Genomic DNA, 22,603 nt, shown 5'->3' on the forward strand with positions numbered 1-22,603 from the left:
GGCTGGACCTCCGTGCTCACCCATGCAGGGTTGATGGCTAACCTCGCACCGCAGGTGCACGAAGGTTAGCAAGCTCGATATCTGAAGTATTTTTGGGCACGTGCCCGGGGCCGGCAGGATCAGAGGATGCCGGCCTCCGCCATGCCAGAGTGAACTCCGCATCGCGAGCCGGTCAGGAGGAGGTGAGCATGGAAACCATGGTGAAGGTGCCTGGGAAAGCCAAGGTCAGGGTCAATAACGTCGCGGAGGATGTCCCGGCTCCTCGCTCCCGGTCAGAGCGACTTGCCGCCGGTCGAGCGTTGCGCGATCGGGTGCCGCGCAACAGCCACGCCGACTGGACACCATCGGCACAGCGCCGGGACCCCATCGAGATACTGGAAGAATCGAACCTGGATCGCTTGCCGGAATTGGTCCCGATCCGCTATGGCCGTATGCTCCGCAGTCCCTTCACGTTCCTGCGCGGCTCGGCGGCGCTCATGGCCCACGATCTTGCGACTACCCCAAGTACAGGTCTTCGAGTGCAAGCCTGTGGAGACTGCCACCTGTTGAATTTTGGCCTGTTTGCCACCCCGGAGCGCAATCTGGTCTTCGATCTGAACGACTTTGACGAAACGCTGCCAGCGCCTTGGGAATGGGATCTGAAACGGCTGGCCGTCAGTTTCGCGATTGCTGGGCGCGATAACGACTTGCCGGATGCGGATTCCCGGAAAGCCGTCCTCGAGTGCGTGCGCGCATATCGGGAACGCCTGCGGGAGTATTCCCGGACGAATCCTCTGGAAGTCTGGTACACCCGCCTGGACATGGAAACCCTCATTGCGATGGCGCCCGATGAAAAGGTCAAAAAATACCGGGAGCGACTGGCAGAAAAAGCCCGCCAGCGTGTTGTCGAAAACCTCTTTCCCAAGATCACCGGCGAAGTGGCTGGACGACGCCGCCTGGTCGATCAACCGCCGCTGCTCTACCACGTCAGTGACCCGGGCTTCGAGGAACGGGTTCGTGAGGCACTCGCCGACTATCGCCGGTCGCTGTCCGACGAGCGCCGTGTCCTCATGGATCGCTACCACCTGGAGGACTTCGCCCTGAAGGTCGTGGGTATTGGCAGCGTCGGCACCCGGTGCTTCATCGGGCTGTTTTTCGACGAGGAAGACCATCCCCTGATGCTCCAGTTCAAGGAACAGCGCCGGTCGGTGCTCGAACCCTATGCGGGAAAGAGCCATTATGAAAATCAGGGGCAGCGCGTCGTCATGGGACAACGGCTGATGCAGTCCTCCAGCGACATCTTTTTAGGGTGGTTGCGGGGACAGCGAGGCTATGACTTTTTTGTGCGGCAGTTGCGGGACATGAAGATGTCGGTTGTCCTCGATGAAATGACCGCCGCGCAGCTCAACCGCTATGCCCAGTTCTGCGGCTGGACCCTGGCCCGCGCCCATGCCAAGTCCGGGGACGCCACGACCATCAGTGGCTATCTGGGCAAGGGTGACACCTTTGACGAGGCCATCGGCGCGTTCTCCCTCGCCTATGCAGATCAGACGGAGCGCGACCACGCAGCGCTGGTGAACGCGGTACGTGCAGGCCGACTGGAGGCTCTCGTTGAGGAGTAGCCGTCCTGCACCACTCACACGCGACAGAGCGTGGCGAAAGACTTGTCGTGGCAACTTGACCAGCCCGACGTGCCGCCGGCTCAATGCCTTTTCACAGTCCTTCATGGGCAGCTTGCGGTTGCTTCTCCCGGATCGGTCCAATGGATGTGGTGCGTAAGCGGCCGGCGATCCTGTCTTGAGTAACGTTGAAGGTCTTGGGAGCATCGTGTGCACTTAAATAGGTGGACACGTGAACACTATCGAAGAAGACGTGCCGGTTGGAAGGCGTCAGCGCCGGCGGGTCTCGCGATACCGCGATCGACATTGGGTGCGTGGGTCGGTACTCGCACGAACGCGAACGTGCGACACGTCTCGCCTTGCGCAGACAGTCGCCCTGTTAGCACCTCAAATCGAACATTCCGGTTTACGCCGGCCCGGACGAATCCCCCACCAATGGTCAGAGTCCATTCGGGGTCGCCGTCCATGCCGGTCTGCGTTACTGGTTACACGGCCTCTACACGAGTACCGATGCGAAGGCCGTGTTCAGAACAGTCACGTGATTCAGGCTGCTCCTTACAGGTAAGAACTCGCGTATTGTTGCGGCAGCCCGTCGATACGGCATCTGTGCCGAGAGCTTCGCTTCGAGCGCAATCAGCTCACCGGTCGCGCGCTCAGGAACATACTCTGTCATTGGACTATATCGCATATCCAACTGGCAGAAAGTCTCGCACAGGCACGATATGATCCGGCCACTTCGGAAAACGAACCGTGCCGAAGACAATAAGTTCGTCTATTGCGCGTAATTCACCTTCAGTGCCGGCAAAGTCGGCATAACCTCGAAATACAACTCTGCGCTAGAGCGGATAAGCAAAGCAAACGAATCCCTATGATAGTGTCCAAAGGTCATGTAGACAAAGCCAAAACGGTAGTCGACGACAAATCGGCACTCCACGTACAGATCGTCCTGACACGTGTATTCCATAAACTGCCCATTGGTAGTCGCGTTTGCTGCTGCCTGATTATGCGGGAGAGCACCAACCGTCTTCGCGGCGTATCGAATGAAAGGAGCACTGACCGCGGACGGGGCATCATCCTTGTGCGGCAAATAACCGTGCTCATTCTGATGTACGGACCGCGCATCTTCGACAAAAGGGAGAAAGGCATTATGTTGGATGCGCATCGCTTTGCGAACCTTTTGGAGGAGAGCGTATGTCTCTGGTTTATTCTCCAGACATTCATCATGGAAGATCGGTATTACCTTTTCGGCATGGTGGGCGTCAAGGAGCCTTAGCGATCCGTTGTAGTGCTTATTGCCACATTGATTGAATAAAGCCCTCAATCCAGATGGAAACTTGCCAGACGCGTTATCTTCCACTAAAGAAACCGGTTGAAATGGCACAAAACCCTCCTCTTTCAAATCAATAAAGTTGATTGTGATCTTGCGAAGCGTCTTATAGGCATGGACCTTCGAGGCTGCCGCTGGTGCCGCGTACAACAGGTTTCCTTTGTGACCCGCACGAGCGCATTTCCGTTTTCCGTTTTAACGCCGTGATGGTGAGTACTTACGCTCGATGGGCCGAACAAGATGCCTACGACCACAACCACAAGGACAGCTGGCACGCCGACCCACCAGGACAAGCCGAAGTCGTGGCACTTCCATAGGATCGTCAGTGCGGCCAACCGTCCAGGCACAGAAACCAGCAACGTCCATGCGGGCAGTTTGCTCGCGTCTGTGTTTTGGTTCATGTGTTCCTTGTTGCGCGGCGGGCCGCTTTTCCGATTACCCGGATTTCTTTATTGACTCTCGCTCCGGGGCGGGCTTGACTGCAACAGTGGATCTAAAGGGGACATCAAAGGAAAATTCGTAGCCCGTCGCCGCCTTCAACGACGCAGTGATGCCCGTTCCAGACGCACCCTTCCGAAAAATTGCGACGCGCCATACAGATCCCGTGGATCGGCAACGGACCTCATGAATGTCCTGTTCAACCGTGGCGTTGTCGTGCATTAGGCCAGGGAGAATATGGCGAGTGTACGATGCGCAACCAGTGAGTTCGACATCCATGCGATTCCCATTCGAGTAGTCGTACACAAGCGAGCCGATTGTTCCGTCCGAGCTGAAAGAGGTGGTCAGGCGAGAAAATCCCGCTCTGCTATCGCTCATTTCCACCACATTGAACGCGCCGGTCATCTCGGGCGCAAAGTTCTGTCCCGATGGTGTCGGAGAGGAAGGGTCGATCGCGCAGCTCGCCGCGAGCATAGAGAGGGCAAGCATCGCCCCAACCCGGAGGAAACCCTTTCTAGCCTTCTGCATGTGCTAATTTCTCTTTAATGTGTCGTCGAGTAATTCAATCGATTTGATACAGCGAACTCTGCGCATTTCCGGCCCACGACCGTCTATTTGGCTAATCATGCGAATTGCATGAATCTGCTTCGAACGTGGAATCTGCATCCAACGATAGTTAACGGCATCCACGCATCAATCTTTATCAAAGACCCTGTCGAATGTCGCGATGGCTTCCCATCGCTCCCGCCGAGTCACCTCCAGATACGGGGCAACGTGATCCAGATCGGAATGCCCAAGCAGAAACTGCACCGTGTCGAGCGAGTCGCCCTGCGCAACCAGGCGGCTTACAAATGTCCTTCGTCCACTATGGCTGCCATGACCAGCACCGAGGCCAGCGGCACGATACCGTCTCTCGCAGAGTTTGGCGCACGCACCGCAATGCTCATCTCATGAGGCATCATTCACTTATGCAAGGAATATGGTGGACCGGTGCGCCTCGGCTTCGTGCAGACGTCATCAGGCTTTGACCTCTTCGCCGGTCACCTTCTGCGTGATCGCCGGCGCCTTTAGCGCGCTGACCGGCTTCAGCAGATTCAACACCTCGATCAGCCGTTTATGGATGTCGGGATCGTGGTGCGCCGCCTGGGTGATCGCCATGTGATGCCCGATCGATTCTTCCAGATCGGCTGGACGTTTGCCCCGGGCATCGGGATAGGCCAGATCGGGCAGCGCCGCCAGCGACCACGGATTCTCGATGATCGATTCGATCGTGGATAGAAACTCACTGCTCAGTGTGGCAAGCGGATCGGCATCACTGGCGTGCGCCGCGAGCAGATTTCGCAGCACGACGGCCTCCTGAGCCGCGGCGCTCATGCCCTGTCCGTAGACCGGATTGAAGCGACAAACCGAATCGGCGATCGGAATCAGTCCGCGCGGAAAATCGCCGGTGGTGTTGAAGTGACGTCGACGGCTCTCAGGGAACGCAAACTGTTCGATGTGGCCGTGCAACGTTGCGTCTTTGATCGCGTCGTACACGCTGGAAGTCGGCAGGCTTGCGGCGTAGGCGGTGAATGCATCGCCGTCGGCGGGCGGCGTATCCGCGCCCCGTCCTCCGAGCGCCGCGAACCAGTTGCCGTCTTCACGCAGCAGCAAAAGACCCATGCGGCTTTCTTGCGGCGCCCTGGGCATGGTGATCACGACTTTCCTCGCGGGAGTCGCGTCAGGCGGAATCGTACAGACGGCAGTCGAGTAACCGAAGTCCACGCCGATCACGGTCTCCTCCGGCATCGGGCGGGCGGTGGATTTAAGGAAGTCCAGCGTGGGCTTTCCGCGACCGGATGCGTCGACGACGAGGTCAGCGGGCAATACTTCGAGCTTGCCGTCGCGGGTCTTGTACGCCACCGAGGCGACCGCGTTGCCATCAGGCGTGGCGCCGATGGCAACGACACGGCATTCATCGCGAAAGACGACGTTTGCGCGTTCCCGCACACGACGGCGCACGGCAAGCTCGAGCAACGGGCGCGTCATCGTAAAGGTGGCGACACCGAGACTGCGCACCGGCAACGGTTCCTGCCCCGGATACTCATGGCATACCTCGAGACCGGAGTCGAGCGAGTTGGCGCCGGCCTGCACGAGTGTGGAGGAAAAATCCGGAAACAGATCGCACAGCGCCTTGAGCCCGCCGGCAAGCAAGCCATGCGGATGCTCACCCTGCGGTACACCGGGCCGCGGTGTCGCGTCCGCGGGAAGGACATCCCTTTCAAGCACGACGACTTCCCTGAAATAGTCGGCCAGAACCTGTGCGGCGGGCAGTCCGCCCATTCCCGCGCCAATGACAACTGCTCGTTCACCTGAATAACGATTCGACATCGTAGCTCCTGCAACGGTAATCGGAGATAAGGCACCACCTCGGCGGAACGCTGCATCACAGAAATTCTTGCGAGCAGGGAGTCCGCAATCGGCGACATGACTTGAAAACAGCCGTGGAAGAGCGTTTATTCCGAATGCCGCCAAGGGCTCGATGGGGCTGACCGCACCCGCTCGTCGGCGCACTATCGCGGCTAGCCGTCTCTTTCGAGCAAGCGCATGCGCAGTTCGAGATCAACCAGGTCTCGCGCACCTGCAAGGTACTCATCCCTGCGGTGTCGTTCAGCGCGCTCGAATGACAGGCCAATGCGTTCGAGAAGGAAGGCAATGAACATGACGATCTCCGTGAAATTGTGTTTGAGTCGACGCCGCGCTGCGGCAGCGTCGACGAAATCGGAATCGCGTGGCGCATGGATGTGCGACGAAGCGCGGCTCGTTGATGGGGCATCGAAAATGCCAGGAAGGAGCCGAAAGTGATCATGATCACCTCCGGCCCAATGGCTAGTCGTTTTGGGCAAACCGGACGGCGTCGACGACAAGTGCTCTGCGCGTTCTGTTCGTGTTCGGATAGTGATCCGTTTGTCGCGTGCCCCTAACGGCGTCGACGAAACAGGTTTCGCTTACTCCTTCGTCATACTATCGATCGAGTATCGTAGGAAAGTTATTACACGTCACGTTTGGGTTGACGTTTGTGCAATATCCGATTGAATCCCAGTCCGTCCGCGTCGCCCGTCAATTCCAGCTGCAACGCCGTCAGTAGACGTTGGACAAGGCATCCAACAGTTCCGCGGTCATCTGATCCAGCAGGCCCTTGATCGGGGCGTAGCTCGTGTGGGCGAGATGCAATCGGTCGTTGAATGTCGCAGCGCCAATCACCTGCTCGCCTACCAGACCGACGGCGATCGACGGTCCCCAGACTGCATCGAGGACCAGCGAGCCAAACACTTGCGGCAGAGTGACGACACCCAGATTTGTCACGGCAGCGTCACCAGCGAACACATTCACAAAGATTGTTTTCGCTTCGGCGGTCTCTTTGACTCCGGCCAGCGCATCATATTTTGCAAGCACTTCTTCCGCCAACATCGACGGTGATTCAAGGCCGGCGAAACTTTGCCCCAGGTGACGTGCCCGGCTCCACAAATCAGCGTTCGCAGGACCGTCATCGGCGAGAACGACGGCGCTTGCGCACATGCCCAGGTGGTCGCTGTTATCAAGCAATCGACGTCGCAGATCAACGGGCGATACTATGCGCATCGGCTCCCCGCATGCCTCGGGAGCCAAACGATAACTCGCTCCAACCAGTGCCGCCACCAGCGCCGATTGCACGGACGTTCGCTCGGTCCTCGCCCGTTCCCTAAGTTTGCGCGTTGTATCAGAACTCAGGCGCAGCATCTCAACGTGCGGGGTGGATCCGTCCTGGTATCTGAATACTTTCGGCTGCCGCGCAACCGCCGTTGCTTGTTCGGTTGCTTGTTCGGTTGCTTGTTCGGTTGCTTGTTCGGTTGCTTGTTCGGCTGCTTGTTCGGCTGCTTGTTCGGTCGCATGCGTGAGCGCACGGCGATACCTGAATTCCACGAGTCGCTCAACGGATTCGCTCTCCCGGCTACGCAACAGGTCCTGTCCGGACACTGCGCGCAAGAGGTCGCCCAACAGAAACGTGAGTGACACCCCGTCGCTGATCGAGTGGTGCGCAACCAGCACGACAATCGAACGTTCCGCGCTGTGCAGCAACGTGGCTCGCAAAAGTGGTGGATTCGTTTCGTCAAACGGCTGCGCGAGTTGCGCCGCGACCTCATCGGTCCATCGGGATCCGTCATACGAAACCACCTTCAACGGAATAGACCCGTGTGGTGATGGACGGAACACGGGAACGCCACCACTATCACGCTCGATTCGCGACCACACCAGCGGCGAATGGTGTCCCACCAGATCCAGTCCATTGCGCCATTGGTCGATACGCGTTGGTCCGGTCACCTCACCTGTGATAGCGAAGTGATTCGGGTGATCCTGGTTCAGCAGGTAGAAGAACTTTTCCATCGCGCCTAACGGACGTTCGATGCCGGATGCAACTGGTTTCATCAATGAATTCATACGGATCTTCCATTTGGTGGTCGGTTGCCGCCACCCCTTGCGCCATTCAGAGAGACGGTAGGGTCAGCAGGCCACGCCTGCATAAAGAGCTGATTTGCTATCTGGCGCTGCATATGAAAGAACAGTTAACCCGTCTCTCTTATTTCATGCTCTTGGCAAATAGCAGCACGCGAAGCAGATCGGTCACCGGTGACACCATCAGGACACGATTCGCCGCTGCTGAAGCAGGCGTTCACTGGAATGAAAGCCCTGGCTTCTCGCCGAACAGATGCCGGGGCAACGCGGTAATCACCGGCAAGCCGCGGCGGTCCGAGAGGACAAGGCGCGATGCGAGCCGAACAGCTAATCCTTCGCTTCGCGACATCGGCAACGCCGGTCTCGCATGTGCGCGCTGCGACATTGCATAACGCCTCGCGCGCAATCCGATGCACGCCAGATCATGGGTGTGTGCTGTTTGAGAGTTCCAATACGTGGCCTTCCTCACTGACGCGACGGTCGAGCGATTCCGCGTATGCACCGGAACGTGCGACCAGCAAAGGATCACTGGACCGCGCGATTCCGTCGGTAAGGATCAACGGGTTAAAACTGATGTCGCGGAAGGATTGGTCCGGCAAGAGGGGCAATTAGCGCCAATAGCTTTGATCGCCATTTCCTTCAGCGATCTGTCGAGCCTGTACGCAGTTCTTATGGCGCGCGGTGCGTCGAGAAACGCCGGTAGTTACTTGAATTCGCGTGCGGAATAGATCCGCGCTCTCGCCTGTTATTCAATAAGCAGACTCTTCGAAGTGAGTCGGCGGCACAAAGCACCACAACAGAATGCCGACGCGCCGCCGCACCTCACGGCAAGGTTGTGTTTTCCCCATGTTCGATCAAATGTTTGGAAAGGATGAAGATTGAAAACAGATCCAGGAATAGTGATTCCCTATAGACGCGGGCCACCAGGTTCTCAGACAGTTCGCGCACCTTTTCCTCATTCGCGAGTTACCTGGTGCTCGTCGTCCGATGTTAACGGGCACGTCGATGCCGTTCGCTTCTGACCGTTCGTTGCGGACAGATCGGCTTGTCGACGAAATTCACGCGGCTAACGCGTCACCGCGCCGGCGGAGCGCCTATTACGAAAGGCATATAGGCGAAGGTGCTTCCACACACCATGAAGCGCAGTCCACCGTAGTCGAACCGAATCTTTCTGTATTCGTCATGCAACCTTAGATGCGTTCCTGTCGAACGTGGCGAGACTCTCGCCGGTCCGACGCAACCGAAACTGCGCCAATACTTCCGCAAGGGGATTCACATGAAGACAGCACTGTTACTTGTCGGTGGAGCGATCTGTATGTCTGCCTGGCAGGCGAACGCCGCAGACACCAACTCGAATCCGTCGCCCGCAACGTCAGAGACCTTGATCACTTCACAAGGTCCGGATTTCTCTGGCCACTCCATGTCGGGCGGCGCTGCCGTTCCCCTTGCAAAAAGCCGGGCCGACATTTATCAAGACCTCGTGCGCTCGAAAAATAACGGCGAAGCGGCGCACATCCAACAGCTTTACAGAGGAACTCATTGAATCTACGACACTCCCCCCGGCTGTCCGACACAACGAGGACCGAAGGCCGATTACTACCTGACCTTGCACGCCAAAAGCGCGCTTGGCAAACGGGTACTAGTCTTTCGGCCCCAAGTTTGTCGGCTCCCAGTCGGCGGGTGATGAGCTGAATCAGGTACGTTGCAAACTCCGGTCCTGGTAGTCGCGTTAAGTCGGCGCAGAGGCCGAAAGGAGTTCGCAGTCGCTCCGGCAGCGTGCCGTGCAGGTCCGCCGGTGGTCGGGCGAAAACAGGCCGATCTCCTCCAGCATCGTGCCGGCCCCTACCTCAATTCCGATCTCCAGCAGTCTTCCGCTCGTCGCCATGGAACGTGCGTCTGGATCGCAAGCGCACGATCTTGTCCTGCAGTCGGATTGCCTTTACTTTCAGCTCAGCGAGTTGCGTATGGTCAGCAGTCTCCAGCGCGTTCAGATACCGCCGGATGCTCTTCATGGACAGTCCGTGTCGCGGGGGCATCACAGCCAGGCGGGTGACATTCAAGTGTTATGTAAAACATGACAAGCAATACGTAATAAATATGATGCCAACCGATTACTTTTTTTTGCGGTAATATTCGTCCCTTCGTTTTACACATAAAAATAATTGATGTGCTCTCCGAGGGAATATAACGATCCATTTATCTCGATCCTGGAGGGGGGTGCCATGCAGTTTGGAAGAAACTTCAAGGTAGTAACGCAGTTGATCGCGGGATTTTCTCTCGTGATCTTTCTGATGGCTTGTCTTGGTGGGTTTTCCCTTTACAAGATGAATCAGGAGAACACTCACGTTGCCGCCCTGCGCGACAACGCATTGCCTAGCGTACGCACCAATCTGGAGATGCAGTTGGCTATTCGCGGCATCCGGGCAAGTCAGCTTCTTGCCGCCACCGCAACGACGCCTGATGAATCCCATACTGCAGAAGATCGCATCAATACGGCGCTGGCCCACTACCAGAAGGCATCTTCGGAATACGCAACTCTGGTAGATAGTCCCGAGGAAAAAACCGCCTACGCCGACATTCAGACGCTGATGCCGAAGTTTCTCGATCTCAACAATCAGGTTCTGGAACTCGTCAGACAGGATCGGCAGGCCGATGCGATGAGCCTGCTGCGCAAGAAGTCGGACTCGATTCGAAATGCAATCGAAAAAGACATCCAGACCATCGTGGATGCCAATACGGCCAGCGCAAACGACGAAGGCAAACAGGCCGGTCAGGATTATGCGCAGGCGAAAACGCTAGTTTACAGCTTGATGCTGGCAGCGGCCGTGGTCGCCATCGTGGTTGCCCTCGTCATCGCCTTTGGTGTGGCAAGGCAACTTGGTGGTGAGCCTCGCGACGCAATGGCACTGGCCAGCGAGATCGCGGCGGGTAACCTGCGCGCCACCGTACAGCTTAAGCCGGGCGACCACTCAAGCCTCATGTACTCGCTGAGCACAATGAGAGACCAGCTTGCGGCCCTCGTCCTGCGGATCAAGACCGCCAGCGAGTCGATTACGGTCTCCTCAGGCGAGATCGCGCAGGGCAATACCGATCTCTCACAGCGGACCGAAGAGCAGGCCGCCTCTCTGGAGGAGACCGCATCGAGCATGGAACAGCTGACCAGCGCCGTGCGCCAGAACGCAGACAATGCGATTCAGGCGAGCCAGCTGGCCGGTACAGGCTCGGGCGTCGCGCGACGGGGAGGGGAAGAGATTAGCCGTGTTGTCACGACGATGCACGAGATCGCCGAAAGCTCCGGGCGGGTTGCCGAGATCATCAGCGTGATCGAGGGGATTGCGTTCCAGACCAACATTCTCGCGCTCAATGCGGCGGTCGAGGCCGCCCGTGCCGGCGAGCAGGGGCGAGGGTTTGCCGTCGTCGCGGGAGAAGTCCGCACGCTTGCACAGCGCAGTGCCACTGCCGCGAAGGAGATCAAGGATCTGATCACCGAATCGGTCAGACGCATTGATACCGGATCGAAGCTCGTTGAAGACGCGGGCCGGACCATGACTGAAATCGTGCAGGCAGCCGGGCGCACCACGGACATCATGAGTGAGATCGCAGCGGCTTCCGAGGAGCAGAGCACCGGTATCGGACAGGTCAATACGGCCGTTACCCGGATGGATGAAGTGACCCAGCAAAACGCCGCACTTGTCGAGCAGGCCTCGGCCGCGGCCCAGTCTCTGGCGCAACAGGCGGAGGGACTGCGTGACGCGGTGTCCGTCTTCAGCGTAGACGACCATGAAGCATCCCATGCGACTGTCCAGCCACTCGAACGGCCCCGAACGGTAGCCAGAAGCGCGCCATCCATCGCAAAGGCTACGTCATCGCAAAAGCTCGTGCGAGCCGAGCGTACCGGCGACAACACGGCTCTGGCTGATAGCGGCGCCGATGACTGGCAAACGTTCTGAGCGAGGCCTGGAAATGCCAAGCGACACCGGCGTTCTGGGAGAAATGACAGGCTCGTCACCTCCAACACAACAACTATCAGCAGGCTGGAGGCACAGGCGATGATTCTTGGAAAGTTTCTCGACTCTGCCTTGTCGCGACTGACCGGGTCACTTCGTGCCGAAGTCACCCGGTCGTTCCGGCTGGGCATTGAAGATACCCTGTCGACGATGGACGACCTGCCCTTGCCCGCCGAATATCACTCATGAGCGCTGGCCTGATGGCTGTCGCCCTCCTCGCGATTGCATGCAGCGCATTCGTCATCCGCCGAACCAAGAGCGTTCGACACAACGGGGAATCAATCTCCGTCAGCCAAAGACGCTCTTCCGGACTTGAGACCGGCAGTCGATGGGTTCACGCGGACACCTTACGCTTGCCCGCCATCCTGACGATTCGGAACACTTTCAGCAATCAACGCGCGCCTGAATGCATCCCTTGCGCGCAGCCGTTCGAGATACGCGAACACTTCCGGTGGAAAATCGTCCTCTAGCCCGTTCATAGCAGCAAATATGAGCGCATATCCAACCGAGATATCGGCTGCCGTAAAGCGGCCACCGCACACATAATCGTCTTTGGAAAGAATTGCCCTGATTGCCCGAAGCCGCCCGAAGAAAAAACGCCGGTAATCGTTAGCCACCCGAGGCGCTCGAGTTTCCTCGGGTTCGAGGCGCGTGTATCGCATGTAAATGGCGATCGGAAACGTCAGTGTGGCTTCACCGAAACTCAAAAAATTAAGGTATCGCGCGTACGTTGGGTCCGACGGCAAAACGGAGAAGCCATGGGTTTCGTCCCGATCTGCCAGATACTGGCAGATCGCGCTGGACTCCGTCATGATCACGTCTCCGTCAATGAAACACGGGACGGTTCCTAGCGGATTCAATCCCAGGTACTCCCGCGCCTTTACCCGCGGAGGAAATGGCAGGACGTGCAACCGATAAGGCAACTGCAATTCCTCAAGCATCCACAGCGGGCGAAACGAACGCGATCGGGCGCAGTGATAGAGGTCGATCATGGTCAGTGATTATTCGTTGCGAAGCATTGGTCCAGGCGCGTCCGCTCGAGTCGTGCCCGTGCGCGTCGAGGGCGCCGCTGCGGCCCATTCGCGTAAGACAGCCTTTGCAATCTTCCCGATTCCGATGCGCGGTAGGCTCTCGATAAGCAGAACCTCACTGGGCCCTTTGAATCTTGCCAGGTTTTGCGCACAATGCTCACGCACCGCTTCGGGCAACAGTCGGGTCTGCTCCGGACCAAGGTCCGGACTTGCGACAACGTATGCGACGACCACCACGTTATACATTGCACAAGGCTTACCGACGACCGCGACCTCTTTCACAGAAGGCAGCCTTGCGATGGTCGCCTCGACTTCCGCTGCTGAGACATTCTCGCCGCCAACCTTAATGATGTCTTTCTGCCTGTCGGCAAATTCCATCCAGCCATCGTTGTCGAGCCTGACCCGGTCTCCTGTTCTAAAATAGCCTGCCGAATCGAACGACTCTTCTGTCGTGCGTTCGTCGCCATCGTACTCGCTGAAAATTGAGAGTCCGCGACGGCCGCCAACGAGGAGACTTCCTGTTTCACCCGCTTTAACATGGCGCCCCTCGTCGTCCACCACTCGCACCTGGTATGCTTGACTCGGTCGCCCGATTCCGCCGGTCAATTTTCCGTGACTGGGCGTCGATACGATGACCTGGGTCAACACCTCAGTCATGCCCCATCCAGCCACCATCGAAACACGGTAAAAGGATGACAAGGCGTGGTCGTGTCGGGAAGTTACCCAGACGCGAAAGTTGTGGTCGGGTACCGGCTCGGCTTTCAACGCTGCCATGGTGAAATGCACCTGAGAGCCTACGCTCGCCCTATACCGCAGCGCGCTGTCCCAATAGCGGCTTCGGGAGAATTTTGGCTGAAGGACGACTGTGCCACCTGCCCACATCGTCGAAAAAAAGCACCAGGACAGGCCAACGACATGAAAGAGCGGAAGAAAGAGCAGGTGAATATCGCCGTCCTGCAAGCGCTGTTGCCGGGCGTTCAGTTCCGCTGCCCAAAGGATATTGGCATGCGTCCAAACAACACCCTTTGGTCGAGAAGTAGAACCTGTGGTGTACATCACCGATGCTTGCGCCAAAGGATCGGCCCGCCTGCGAGGCAGAGGCCCGGCATACAGTCTTGAGAAGTCAAACACCCTCTGAGCCCCTACAGCACTCTCAGCGCCTTCGGCCTCAGCATTCACTACAGCAATCCAGGCAAGTTGGGGGCAATGCTCTGCGAGAAGTGAAGCGAGATGAGACTGGGTCACCGCGCAAACAGCGCGCGCAGCGGTAACCAGGTATGCGAGTTCGGGTCCCGCTGCTAGCGCATTCGTTGCGACGCACACCGCGCCAAGCCAGGCGCACGCAAAGCGAACCAGCACTGCCTCTGGACAGTTCTCCATGTGGACAACGACGCGATCGCCTGCGCGCACTCCACGGGCAGCCATACCGCCCGCGAGACGCTGTACGTGGTCAAGAAGATCCGCATAGCTGTACGTACGACCTTGACCTTCGAAGGGATCCCATATGAGGAAGGGATGATCTCCTCGACGTGCAGCAAGCTCGACCAGCCATGTGGCGATGTCATAACCGGCATAAGGGTTCGTAACGACGTCTTCAGTATCGGAGATGCTGGATGGGGCCATACTGCTTTCTCTCTGTCATCGGGTGGTTGTGACGGTAAGTTCGCAAGTTGTCAGACGCTGCGCAGGCTTGATTCCGGAAATGCCAATCGTGATTGCGCCTGGTCATACTCGTGCCTCAGCCGCTCTATCAGTTTTGCTGCAGGTACGATCTGCTTTACAGCACCGATTCCCTGGCCTGCGCCCCACACGTCCCGCCACGCTTTGGCCTTTGCATTGCTTCCCGATCCAAAATTCATAGTTGACGGGTCTGACTCAGGCAGGCCATCTGGATCAAGTCCTGCTGCAACAATGCTTTTGCGCAGATAGTTGCCATGCACACCCGTAAACAGATTCGTATAAACAATATCTGACGCCTCGCCCTCGACAATGGCATCCTTGTAGCCTTCGACGGCGTTGGCCTCCTCCGTGGCGATGAAAGCACTGCCGACATAGGCAAGGTCGGCACCGCTCGCCTGCGCTGCCAGGATCGAGTTGCCGTTGGCAATTGCGCCTGACAACAATAGCGGGCCATCGAACCATTCTCGAATTTCCTGCACAAGAGCGAACGGCGAAAGCACGCCGGCATGACCACCCGCGCCGGTTGCAACTGCGATCAGTCCGTCTGCGCCCTTCTCGATTGCCTTACGTGCAAACACGTTGTTGATGACATCGTGAAAAACAATTCCTCCCCACCCGTGAACTGCGTCATTGATCTCTTTCCTCGCTCCGAGTGAAGTGATGACAATCGGGACCCGATATTTCTTGCAGACTTCCATATCCGTGTCGAGACGATTGTTTGATCGATGGACAATCTGATTGACCGCGAACGGTGCCGATGGTCGCTCCGGATGATTCCTGTCATGCTCCGCCAACTCGGTTGTGATGCGATCGAGCCATTGCTCGAGCACCCCTTCAGGTCGTGCATTGAGCGCAGGAAAGGAGCCGACAATCCCGGCTTTGCATTGTGCAATGACGAGATCAGGGTTCGAAATGATGAACAAAGGCGAACCGACGACTGGAACGGAAAGCCTGTTATGCAGAATGCTGGGAATAGCCATACACATACTCCGTCGTAAAACGATTTTGGAAAAATACCGATGCAAGCGAACCCTGCCGGGTGCTGCTTTTACCCGTTGGGCACTTCTTTCACGCCTGAGGTGCAGTCAACCTGATGATTTCTTCTTCGACATCGCGCAGCTGGTCTTTGCCGAAGTACATTTCGTCGTTAACAAAGAAAGTCGGTGAGCCAAATGCTCCTCGGTCAAAAGCTTCCTGGGTATTGTCGATCAGCCGCTGCTTGACCTCCGGGACGTCGATCCGCTGTGCAAATCCTTTGCCGTCCAGACCGGCCTTATCGAGTGCCGCGGAAAGCACGACAGGGTCGCCCATGTCGAGCTCGTCTTCCCACATGAACCGATACACAGACGTCACGTACAGGTCGAACGTTCCGTCCAGCTGGGCTGCAACGGCTCCGCGCATCAGCTTTAGAGTATTGATCGGAAAATATGGGTTGTATCGGTACTCCGTGATCCCATATCGGGCGACAAACCTGGCAGTTTCGAGTTTGCCGAACTGCGGTTTGTTCTTGATATGGGAAAAGGCGTCTGCGGGCGATTGATTCCCTGTCAGCTTGAATAGTCCGCCGAGCAGAATAGGCACGTACCGGAACACCACTTCCTGGCGCGCCTCGATATGCGGAATCACCTTGTGGCTGAGGTACGCATTTGGACTGCCGAAGTCAAAAAGAAAATCAACCTGGATCTTACTCACGTTGTCTCCCGTCATATCGTTCAACATGCACTATATTGTGCATATGCACTCGAAAACAGTCATTGCGACTGGAATTCGCAATGATCAATCAACCACTAAACGACAGCCACCCATGCGAAAAGTGACCGTCCTGGCACCATCATCGTGTCGAAAAGGCAGCGATGCCACCGCGCACATATTTTTTCAGCTATGGCATCTTGCCGAGATTTTCCTCAATGCTTTTGACCATAGTTATCAACTTCGAAGCGAAGTGCATCAACTGATCTTTTGGGAACGCTTGTGCAGCTCCTGCAACGCTCATGACCATAACCGGCAGCCCCCTCCCCGGATTGAATGGGACGGCAATACCGTGCACGCCCTTCACCCAGTCTCCGAGAGAAGAGCAACATCCCGTCGCTTCATACTCGTCCACCGCTCGTACGATACCCGCGCTTATCTTAGGCCAGGCTGCATCGTCCAGCTCGCGAATTCGTTCCATCAGATCCGAACGTTCGGGCGCGGGCAATCCGGCCAGCAAGGCCCGGCCTGCGGCCGTGGTGCCTAAAGGTATGCGCGACCCGACGTCCAGGCTAAGTGTGACGATAGAACTGCCCCTGCAACATTCCAGGTACAGCATCGAAAGCCGGTCGCGCGTTGACAGCGCAACGATGGCCTCAGTCTCTGCGGCAAGCAACTGCATGAACGGACGGGCGACCTGGCGCACGTCGAGTTTTGCCAGCATTGCGCTGCCCAATGCAACCGTTGCTGTCCCGAGGCGATATTTACCGCTGTTCGGCACCAGATGAAGATAGCCCAGCTTGGTCAGCGTGTACGTCAGTCTCGTAACGGTTGAACGCGGCAGCCCGCATTTTTGTGCGATCTCGTGATTTGCCAGAAAGTTATTGCCCGTCTTAAAGCAGCTCAATACCTCAAGGCCGCGAGCGAGGGCCGTAACAAAATGACGATCGGACGCGCCATCAGATCCTGATTCCTCGTCCGCTGCGTCATCGTCCACGCGATCGCCTTCTGCAGTGTTCATATTCAATTTTATCTCCGGCCGATCGCCGTTCGTAGAGGATTGTCACGATTGCTGCGTCGCACAACACACTTTGCAGCAGCCCGGGCACCCTGGTCGGCGCCGCGAGCCGCGACACGATACCACGCGTCTAGTACGAAGAAGCGGCCTTGTCAGCTTCACTGTCAGCCACCAGGATGCGTCGCGCGGCGCTCCGCGCTTCGCAACACGTCAAGCTCGCGGAGATTGCCTTTTAGCACTTTCCCAGTCGGCGCGGCAGGGAGCTTCTCTATCACGTGAATTTCCGCTGGCACCTTGTACGGTGCAAGTTGCTGCCGAACCCATCTGTCCAGATCGTCGGTGTCAACGTAGACATTGGCTTCGGGCTCTACGTAAGCAATAACCTGTTCGTTTCCTTCGGCGGGGCGGCCAATGACTGCGGATTGAACCACGCCCGGATAGGAATTTATCGCCTGCTCGACTTCAACTGGAAAAACGTTGAATCCTGAGCGGATGATCAATTCGCGGGTACGGCCCATGATGAAGACACCGCCGTCCTCGCCCTGTCTAGCGAGGTCGCGGGTATTGAACCAACCATCCTGAATCGACTCTGCCGTCAGGTCCGATGCGCGGTAATAGCCTTTCATTACATTGGGTCCGCGCACCCACAGTTCGCCAACTTCGCCACGGGCAACATCGCGGCCGTCACTTCCCATCATACGAACCTCGACGCCCGGTACCGGTGGTCCAACGGAACAGTCGTTCCGCGGGGCGGACAGCAACAGTGTCTGGCAAATGGTCGGTGAGGTTTCTGTCAGCCCGTAGCTGTTTTGCAGGGTTGTCTGCATGGCCGCCTCGATCTGCGCTTTGAGCTCTGGAGTAAGAGGCGATCCTGCCGCACCGACTGAACGTAGCTGATGGCGACTTATATCTACGCCATTCGCGCGCGACCATTCAAGCAACTTCGAAAACATCGCAGGAACACCGACGAAGACCGTCGCGCCGCGCTTCAGTATCGCGTCGGCCAGCGCCTCCGCCGAGTAGCGCGACTCGATGAACAACTTGCTACCGCAAGCAAGCGCCCCCAGAAGTTGCGATGAGAGTCCCACCACATGCGCCATGGGCAAGACGCCATACACCGTATCTTGCGGCGACAGGAGCCTGACGGATCGCGCAACCTCCGATATGAATAAGAGGTTTGAGTGCGTCAACATGACACCCTTCGGGCTGCCTGAGGTGCCGGATGTGTAAATCATCACCGCGACCTGTTCCGCGGGATCGGTGTGTGTTTGCTCTGCTACAGCCGGCTCGTTCAGCGGCCCGATATTTAGACGGCCTGTCAGCGGCCAGAATTCTTCCTTTGCTCCAACCCGCCGGGCATGCGCCCCGGCTTCAAGAGAAACGTCAGGCGTATAGATGACACGCCTCGCACCCGAATGCTCAGCGAATGTATCGATCTCCCGGGGTGACAGACGCGCATTGACCACGACAGCCCACGCATCAAGCCGGCTCAGCGCCAGCAGGAGCACGCCTACCGCGACGCAGTTCTCGCAAACAACGAGTACGCGATCACCCGGTCGCACGCCGAGCTCGCCCAAGCGTTGCGCAGCCCCTTCGACTGCCTCATGCAGCTGCCTGTAAGTAAGACTGGCAGTCCGGTCGATCAAGGCGGGCGCATCCGGACTCGCGCTGACCCATGGGTCGATCACATTGTGAATGCGCCGTAGCGGGCGCCCGTTCAGCAGGACAGTCATCCGGTGTCTCCGAGTCACTTTTGTATCGCTCTGCGGTCTACTATACTGCATAGCAGTTCAACCAAGCAAATTTTGTCGCTTCATCAGCACACAAAATCTTTGACTTTCTCAGAATGCGTTCCGATAATGGATTGCAATGCAGTTCGTCATTCTGCATTGCGGTTCAATATCGGGAGACATGATGGCAACATCCAAAAAGGCTGTGGTGGTGATCGGGGCCGGCGACGCGACCGGCGGAGCAATCGCACGTCGTTTTGCGCGCGAGGGTTACATCGCGTGCGTGACCCGCCGACATCCGGAGAAACTCACACCCCTTGTCGAACAGATTCGCTCGGAGGGCGGTGAGGCGTACGCCTTCGGGTCAGACGCACGAAAAGAAGAGGCGATGGTTTCCCTGTTTGAGGAAATCGAAGCGAACATTGCTCCAGTCGAAGCCGCAATTTTCAACATCGGCGCGAACGTCAAATTCGACATTACGGACACCACTGCTCGCGTGTATCAGAAAGTTTGGGAGATGGCGTGTTTTGCCGGCTTCCTGATGGGCCGGGAAGCGGCAAAAGTGATGTTGCCCCGTGAAAGAGGATCCATTTTCTTCACTGGCGCCACTGCGAGTTTGCGCGGCCGAGCCGGTTACGCAGCGTTTTCTGGCGCGAAGCACGCGTTGCGCGCGTTGGCCCAGTCGATGGCCAAGGAATTGGCACCTAAAGGATTACATGTTGCACAGTTGATTGTCGACGGCGCCATCGACACGGAATTCATTCGCGAGAGCTTCCCCGATCGTTACAAACTCAAGGAAGTCGACGGCATTGTCAATCCCGAACATATTGCCGACACCTACTGGATGCTGCATCAACAGCCACGCGATGCGTGGACCCATGAACTCGACATTCGGCCCTGGATGGAATCGTGGTGAGCGCATCGGAGCCTGACTTGCGCGGCGATTTGCCAATCCGCCACCTTCCTCAACGCCCCTGACCAATCCTTAATCCGGCGGCTGAATGGATCAGTCCTCGTCGCAGCGATCAGCAGTCCACCTCTGAACGCACTGAGCATCCGGGTCCGTGCAGAGCTTCTGGATGCCATCCGGTTCGCGGAGACCAACCCTCCGTAAGGGCGGTTCTCCGCTTCTCGTCCAGCTAGCAGATCAAGGACCAGGCTTCTCCTGCTTGAACGATTAAAGACCTACTTCCTTCTGAAGAAATATATATGCGTGAAGCCGTTATTGTTTCCACCGCCCGAACTCCGCTTGCAAAATCTCACCGTGGAGAATTCAACCGGACACATGGGCCGACCCTTGCTGCATGGGCCGTTCGAGCAGCCGTAGACCGCTCAGGCGTCGACCCGTCCCTGATCGAAGACACCATTCTCGGCTGCGGGTATCCAGAGGGCATCACCGGGCGCAATGTAGCCCGCCAGACTGTCGTGCGGGCAGGCCTTCCTCTGTCCATTGCTGGGACAACCATAAACCGCTTTTGCGCCTCGGGACTTCAGGCAATCGGCACGGCGGCCGCACGTATTGTCGTAGATGGCGCACAAGCGGTTATCGCCGGAGGCGTAGAAAGCATAACTGGAATCCAGACTCGCGAAGACGCCGACAAACACCTCGATCCATGGATCGCGGAGCATAAGCCTGATCTCTACATGGCGATGATCGATACGGGTGACGTCGTCGCAAAGCGCTACGGCATCAGCCGCGAAGCGCAAGACCGATTCTCCCTCGCAAGCCAGCAGAAGACTATGCGGGCTCAGGCTGAAGGCAGATACAAGGAAGAGATCATCGCCGTTACCACCACGATGGCGGTCAAGGATAAAAACACAGGCGTCGTCACGCTGAAAGAAGTCACGATCGACGAAGACACATGCAACCGGCCTGACACCACGTTCGAAGGCCTTTCGCGGCTCGAGCCGGTAAAAGGCCCGGACCGATTCGTGACAGCCGGGAACTCCTCTCAACTATCTGACGGTGCGTCCGCGTGTGTACTGATGAACGCGAAGGATGCCGAACGGGCAAACGTCGATCCCCTCGGTGCGTTCAGAGGTATGGTTGTCGCCGGCTGCGAGCCTGATGAGATGGGCATCGGACCCACGTTGGCCGTGCCGAAGCTGCTTGATCGACACAATCTCAAGGTCGATGACATAGGACTTTGGGAACTGAACGAGGCATTCGCATCACAGGCGATTTATTGCCAGGAAAAACTCGGCATCCCAGCTGAGCGCCTCAATGTCGATGGAGGTGCAATTGCCCTCGGCCATCCATTCGGAATGACAGGTGCACGCCTGGCCGGCCATGTTCTCCTTGAAGGACGCAGACGCGGCGTGAAATATGCCGTAGTCACAATGTGTATTGCCGGTGGCATGGGTGCGGCGGCGCTCTTTGAGATCTTTTGAGGGGCCCGAGCAAATGGACCTCGAATTTAGCGCAGAGGAAAACCGCTTCCGCTCTGACGTGCAAGCTTTCTTGCAAAGCAGTTTGCCTGCACACATATCAAACAAGGTACGCAACGGAATTAGACTGACTCGTGCCGATCTCCACGATTGGCATTGCATCCTGAATGCCAAAGGCTGGCTGGCCGCTCACTGGCCCATCGAATACGGGGGCACCGGGTGGACACCTACCGAGAAATACATCTTCGAGACCGAATGCGCGCTTGCTGGTGCGCCTCGCATCGTCCCATTTGGGGTGAACATGCTCGCACCAGTTGTCATCAAGTACGGGACGGAACAGCAAAAACACCGTTGGCTGCCCAGGATACTCGACGGATCCGATTGGTGGTGCCAAGGCTATTCTGAGCCGGGGTCCGGCTCTGATCTGGCGTCGGTCCGGACAAGCGCAGTACGCCAGATCGACTCTCGGGGCGAACACTATGTCGTCAACGGGCAAAAGACATGGACCACGCTTGGACACTATGCCAACAAGATCTTTTGCCTCGTTCGAACTTGCTCGGAAGTCCGCAAGCAGGAGGGAATCAGTTTCCTGCTGATCGATATGGAGTCGGAAGGCGTAGATGTCCGCCCCATTATCACTCTTGATGGTGAACACGAGGTCAATGAGGTGTTCTTCAGTGACGTAAGAGTGCCTGCCGAAAACCTCATTGGAGAAGAAGACAAAGGCTGGACATACGCCAAGTATCTGCTCACCTACGAGCGAACCAATATCGCGGGTGTCGGCCTGTCCGTCGCCCTGCTCGATCGGCTCAAACGGATTGCCAAAAGCCAGACTCTCCGAGGACGTCCCCTCATCGAAGATCCGTATTTCGCTGCTCGTGTCGCGCGTGTCGAGATTGAACTTGAAAACATGAAGACCACCAATCTTCGCGTCATTGCCGCTGCGACGTCCGGCGGTGCCCCGGGAGCGGAAAGCTCGATGCTCAAAATCAAAAGCACCGAGATACGACAGGAGATCTCTTCGCTGATGCGCAGAGCGTTGGGACCGTATGCGCTCCCCTATATCGAGGAGGCACTGCACGGCGATGACGTTTTGGGTGTCGGTCCTGCAGGAACCTCTTCCGTCACCCCGCTATACCTGAACAATCGGAAGCTCTCGATCTATGGCGGTTCGAATGAGATTCAAAAGAACATTATTTCCAGATCCATTCTTGGTCTCTGAGG

18 protein-coding genes and 3 pseudogenes are annotated in these 22,603 nt (G+C 57.4%); 7 read left to right on the top strand and 14 right to left on the bottom strand.

The features are described 5' to 3' along the window. Nucleotides 1-188 precede the first annotated feature (188 nt). A complete protein-coding gene (locus P0D96_RS26225) occupies nucleotides 189-1,601 on the top strand; it encodes a DUF2252 domain-containing protein (RefSeq protein WP_408316207.1) in 1,413 nt (470 codons plus the stop codon). A 323-nt stretch (nucleotides 1,602-1,924) separates the two neighbouring features. On the opposite strand, the pseudogene P0D96_RS26230 reads toward P0D96_RS26225, so the two are convergent. From P0D96_RS26230 to P0D96_RS26260, 7 genes and pseudogenes are all read right to left on the bottom strand, one after another. Continuing rightward, nucleotides 1,925-2,383: pseudogene (locus P0D96_RS26230) on the bottom strand (ISKra4-like element ISBte2 family transposase); the annotation flags it as partial. Then, nucleotides 2,371-3,075 carry a hypothetical protein gene (locus tag P0D96_RS26235; RefSeq protein WP_408291994.1) on the bottom strand — a complete coding sequence of 235 codons (705 nt, stop codon included), beginning with the start codon at nucleotides 3,073-3,075 and terminating at the stop codon, nucleotides 2,371-2,373. The gene P0D96_RS26235 and the pseudogene P0D96_RS26230, both read right to left, overlap by 13 nt. Nucleotides 3,076-3,360: 285 nt before the next feature. Further along, a complete protein-coding gene (locus tag P0D96_RS26240) occupies nucleotides 3,361-3,891 on the bottom strand; it encodes a hypothetical protein (RefSeq protein ID WP_408316209.1) in 531 nt (176 codons plus the stop codon). A gap of 165 nt (nucleotides 3,892-4,056) precedes the next feature. Continuing rightward, a pseudogene (locus P0D96_RS26245) lies at nucleotides 4,057-4,254 on the bottom strand (tyrosine-type recombinase/integrase); the annotation flags it as partial. Between the two features lie 126 nt (nucleotides 4,255-4,380). Next, complete coding sequence (locus P0D96_RS26250) at nucleotides 4,381-5,733, bottom strand: FAD-dependent oxidoreductase (protein ID WP_408316211.1); 1,353 nt, start codon at nucleotides 5,731-5,733, stop codon at nucleotides 4,381-4,383. A 191-nt stretch (nucleotides 5,734-5,924) separates the two neighbouring features. Beyond that, nucleotides 5,925-6,065: a DUF3563 family protein gene (locus P0D96_RS26255; protein ID WP_408316213.1), complete on the bottom strand. Its 141-nt coding sequence runs from the start codon at nucleotides 6,063-6,065 to the stop codon at nucleotides 5,925-5,927. A gap of 418 nt (nucleotides 6,066-6,483) precedes the next feature. Next, nucleotides 6,484-7,821: a phthiocerol/phthiodiolone dimycocerosyl transferase family protein gene (locus P0D96_RS26260; RefSeq protein WP_408316215.1), complete on the bottom strand. Its 1,338-nt coding sequence runs from the start codon at nucleotides 7,819-7,821 to the stop codon at nucleotides 6,484-6,486. Nucleotides 7,822-9,112: 1,291 nt separating this feature from the next. Here P0D96_RS26260 and P0D96_RS26265 point away from each other — a divergent pair. After that, nucleotides 9,113-9,379: a hypothetical protein gene (locus P0D96_RS26265; RefSeq protein WP_408182940.1), complete on the top strand. Its 267-nt coding sequence runs from the start codon at nucleotides 9,113-9,115 to the stop codon at nucleotides 9,377-9,379. Between the two features lie 324 nt (nucleotides 9,380-9,703). On the opposite strand, the pseudogene P0D96_RS48745 reads toward P0D96_RS26265, so the two are convergent. Continuing rightward, nucleotides 9,704-9,845: pseudogene (locus P0D96_RS48745) on the bottom strand (IS5/IS1182 family transposase); the annotation flags it as partial. 213 nt (nucleotides 9,846-10,058) lie between these two features. Between P0D96_RS48745 and P0D96_RS26270 the strand changes: the two are divergent. Both P0D96_RS26270 and P0D96_RS26275 read left to right on the top strand, forming a co-directional pair. Continuing rightward, complete coding sequence (locus P0D96_RS26270) at nucleotides 10,059-11,786, top strand: methyl-accepting chemotaxis protein (protein ID WP_408316217.1); 1,728 nt, start codon at nucleotides 10,059-10,061, stop codon at nucleotides 11,784-11,786. Between the two features lie 99 nt (nucleotides 11,787-11,885). Next, nucleotides 11,886-12,032 carry a hypothetical protein gene (locus tag P0D96_RS26275; protein ID WP_408316219.1) on the top strand — a complete coding sequence of 49 codons (147 nt, stop codon included), beginning with the start codon at nucleotides 11,886-11,888 and terminating at the stop codon, nucleotides 12,030-12,032. A 158-nt stretch (nucleotides 12,033-12,190) separates the two neighbouring features. Here P0D96_RS26275 and P0D96_RS26280 read toward each other — a convergent pair whose 3' ends face one another. The 6 genes from P0D96_RS26280 to P0D96_RS26305 all read right to left on the bottom strand — a co-directional run bounded on the left by P0D96_RS26280 (nucleotide 12,191) and on the right by P0D96_RS26305 (nucleotide 18,994). Then, entirely contained in the window at nucleotides 12,191-12,835 is a 645-nt protein-coding gene (locus P0D96_RS26280; RefSeq protein WP_408316221.1) for a glutathione S-transferase family protein, read from the bottom strand. A gap of 9 nt (nucleotides 12,836-12,844) precedes the next feature. Next, complete coding sequence (locus P0D96_RS26285; RefSeq protein WP_408316223.1) at nucleotides 12,845-14,497, bottom strand: AMP-binding protein; 1,653 nt, start codon at nucleotides 14,495-14,497, stop codon at nucleotides 12,845-12,847. A gap of 50 nt (nucleotides 14,498-14,547) precedes the next feature. After that, nucleotides 14,548-15,534, bottom strand: a complete 987-nt coding sequence (locus tag P0D96_RS26290; protein ID WP_408182932.1) for an NAD(P)H-dependent flavin oxidoreductase — start codon at nucleotides 15,532-15,534, stop codon at nucleotides 14,548-14,550. Nucleotides 15,535-15,622: 88 nt separating this feature from the next. Further along, complete coding sequence (locus P0D96_RS26295; protein ID WP_408182930.1) at nucleotides 15,623-16,246, bottom strand: 2-hydroxychromene-2-carboxylate isomerase; 624 nt, start codon at nucleotides 16,244-16,246, stop codon at nucleotides 15,623-15,625. Between the two features lie 187 nt (nucleotides 16,247-16,433). Beyond that, complete coding sequence (locus P0D96_RS26300; protein WP_408316270.1) at nucleotides 16,434-17,264, bottom strand: IclR family transcriptional regulator; 831 nt, start codon at nucleotides 17,262-17,264, stop codon at nucleotides 16,434-16,436. Between the two features lie 161 nt (nucleotides 17,265-17,425). Further along, on the bottom strand, nucleotides 17,426-18,994 hold the full coding sequence (locus P0D96_RS26305) for a class I adenylate-forming enzyme family protein (protein ID WP_408316226.1): 1,569 nt from the start codon (nucleotides 18,992-18,994) through the stop codon (nucleotides 17,426-17,428). Between the two features lie 178 nt (nucleotides 18,995-19,172). Between P0D96_RS26305 and P0D96_RS26310 the strand changes: the two genes are divergently transcribed. From P0D96_RS26310 to P0D96_RS26320, 3 genes are all read left to right on the top strand, one after another. Then, on the top strand, nucleotides 19,173-19,907 hold the full coding sequence (locus tag P0D96_RS26310; RefSeq protein WP_408316272.1) for an SDR family oxidoreductase: 735 nt from the start codon (nucleotides 19,173-19,175) through the stop codon (nucleotides 19,905-19,907). A 293-nt stretch (nucleotides 19,908-20,200) separates the two neighbouring features. Next, on the top strand, nucleotides 20,201-21,382 hold the full coding sequence (locus P0D96_RS26315) for an acetyl-CoA C-acyltransferase (protein WP_408316228.1): 1,182 nt from the start codon (nucleotides 20,201-20,203) through the stop codon (nucleotides 21,380-21,382). A 13-nt stretch (nucleotides 21,383-21,395) separates the two neighbouring features. Continuing rightward, nucleotides 21,396-22,601, top strand: a complete 1,206-nt coding sequence (locus tag P0D96_RS26320) for an acyl-CoA dehydrogenase family protein (RefSeq protein ID WP_408316230.1) — start codon at nucleotides 21,396-21,398, stop codon at nucleotides 22,599-22,601. The last annotated feature ends 2 nt before the right edge of the window (nucleotides 22,602-22,603 follow it).

The organism is Paraburkholderia sp. RL17-347-BIC-D, from assembly GCF_046027915.1.
Taxonomy (GTDB): Bacteria; Pseudomonadota; Gammaproteobacteria; order Burkholderiales; family Burkholderiaceae; genus Paraburkholderia.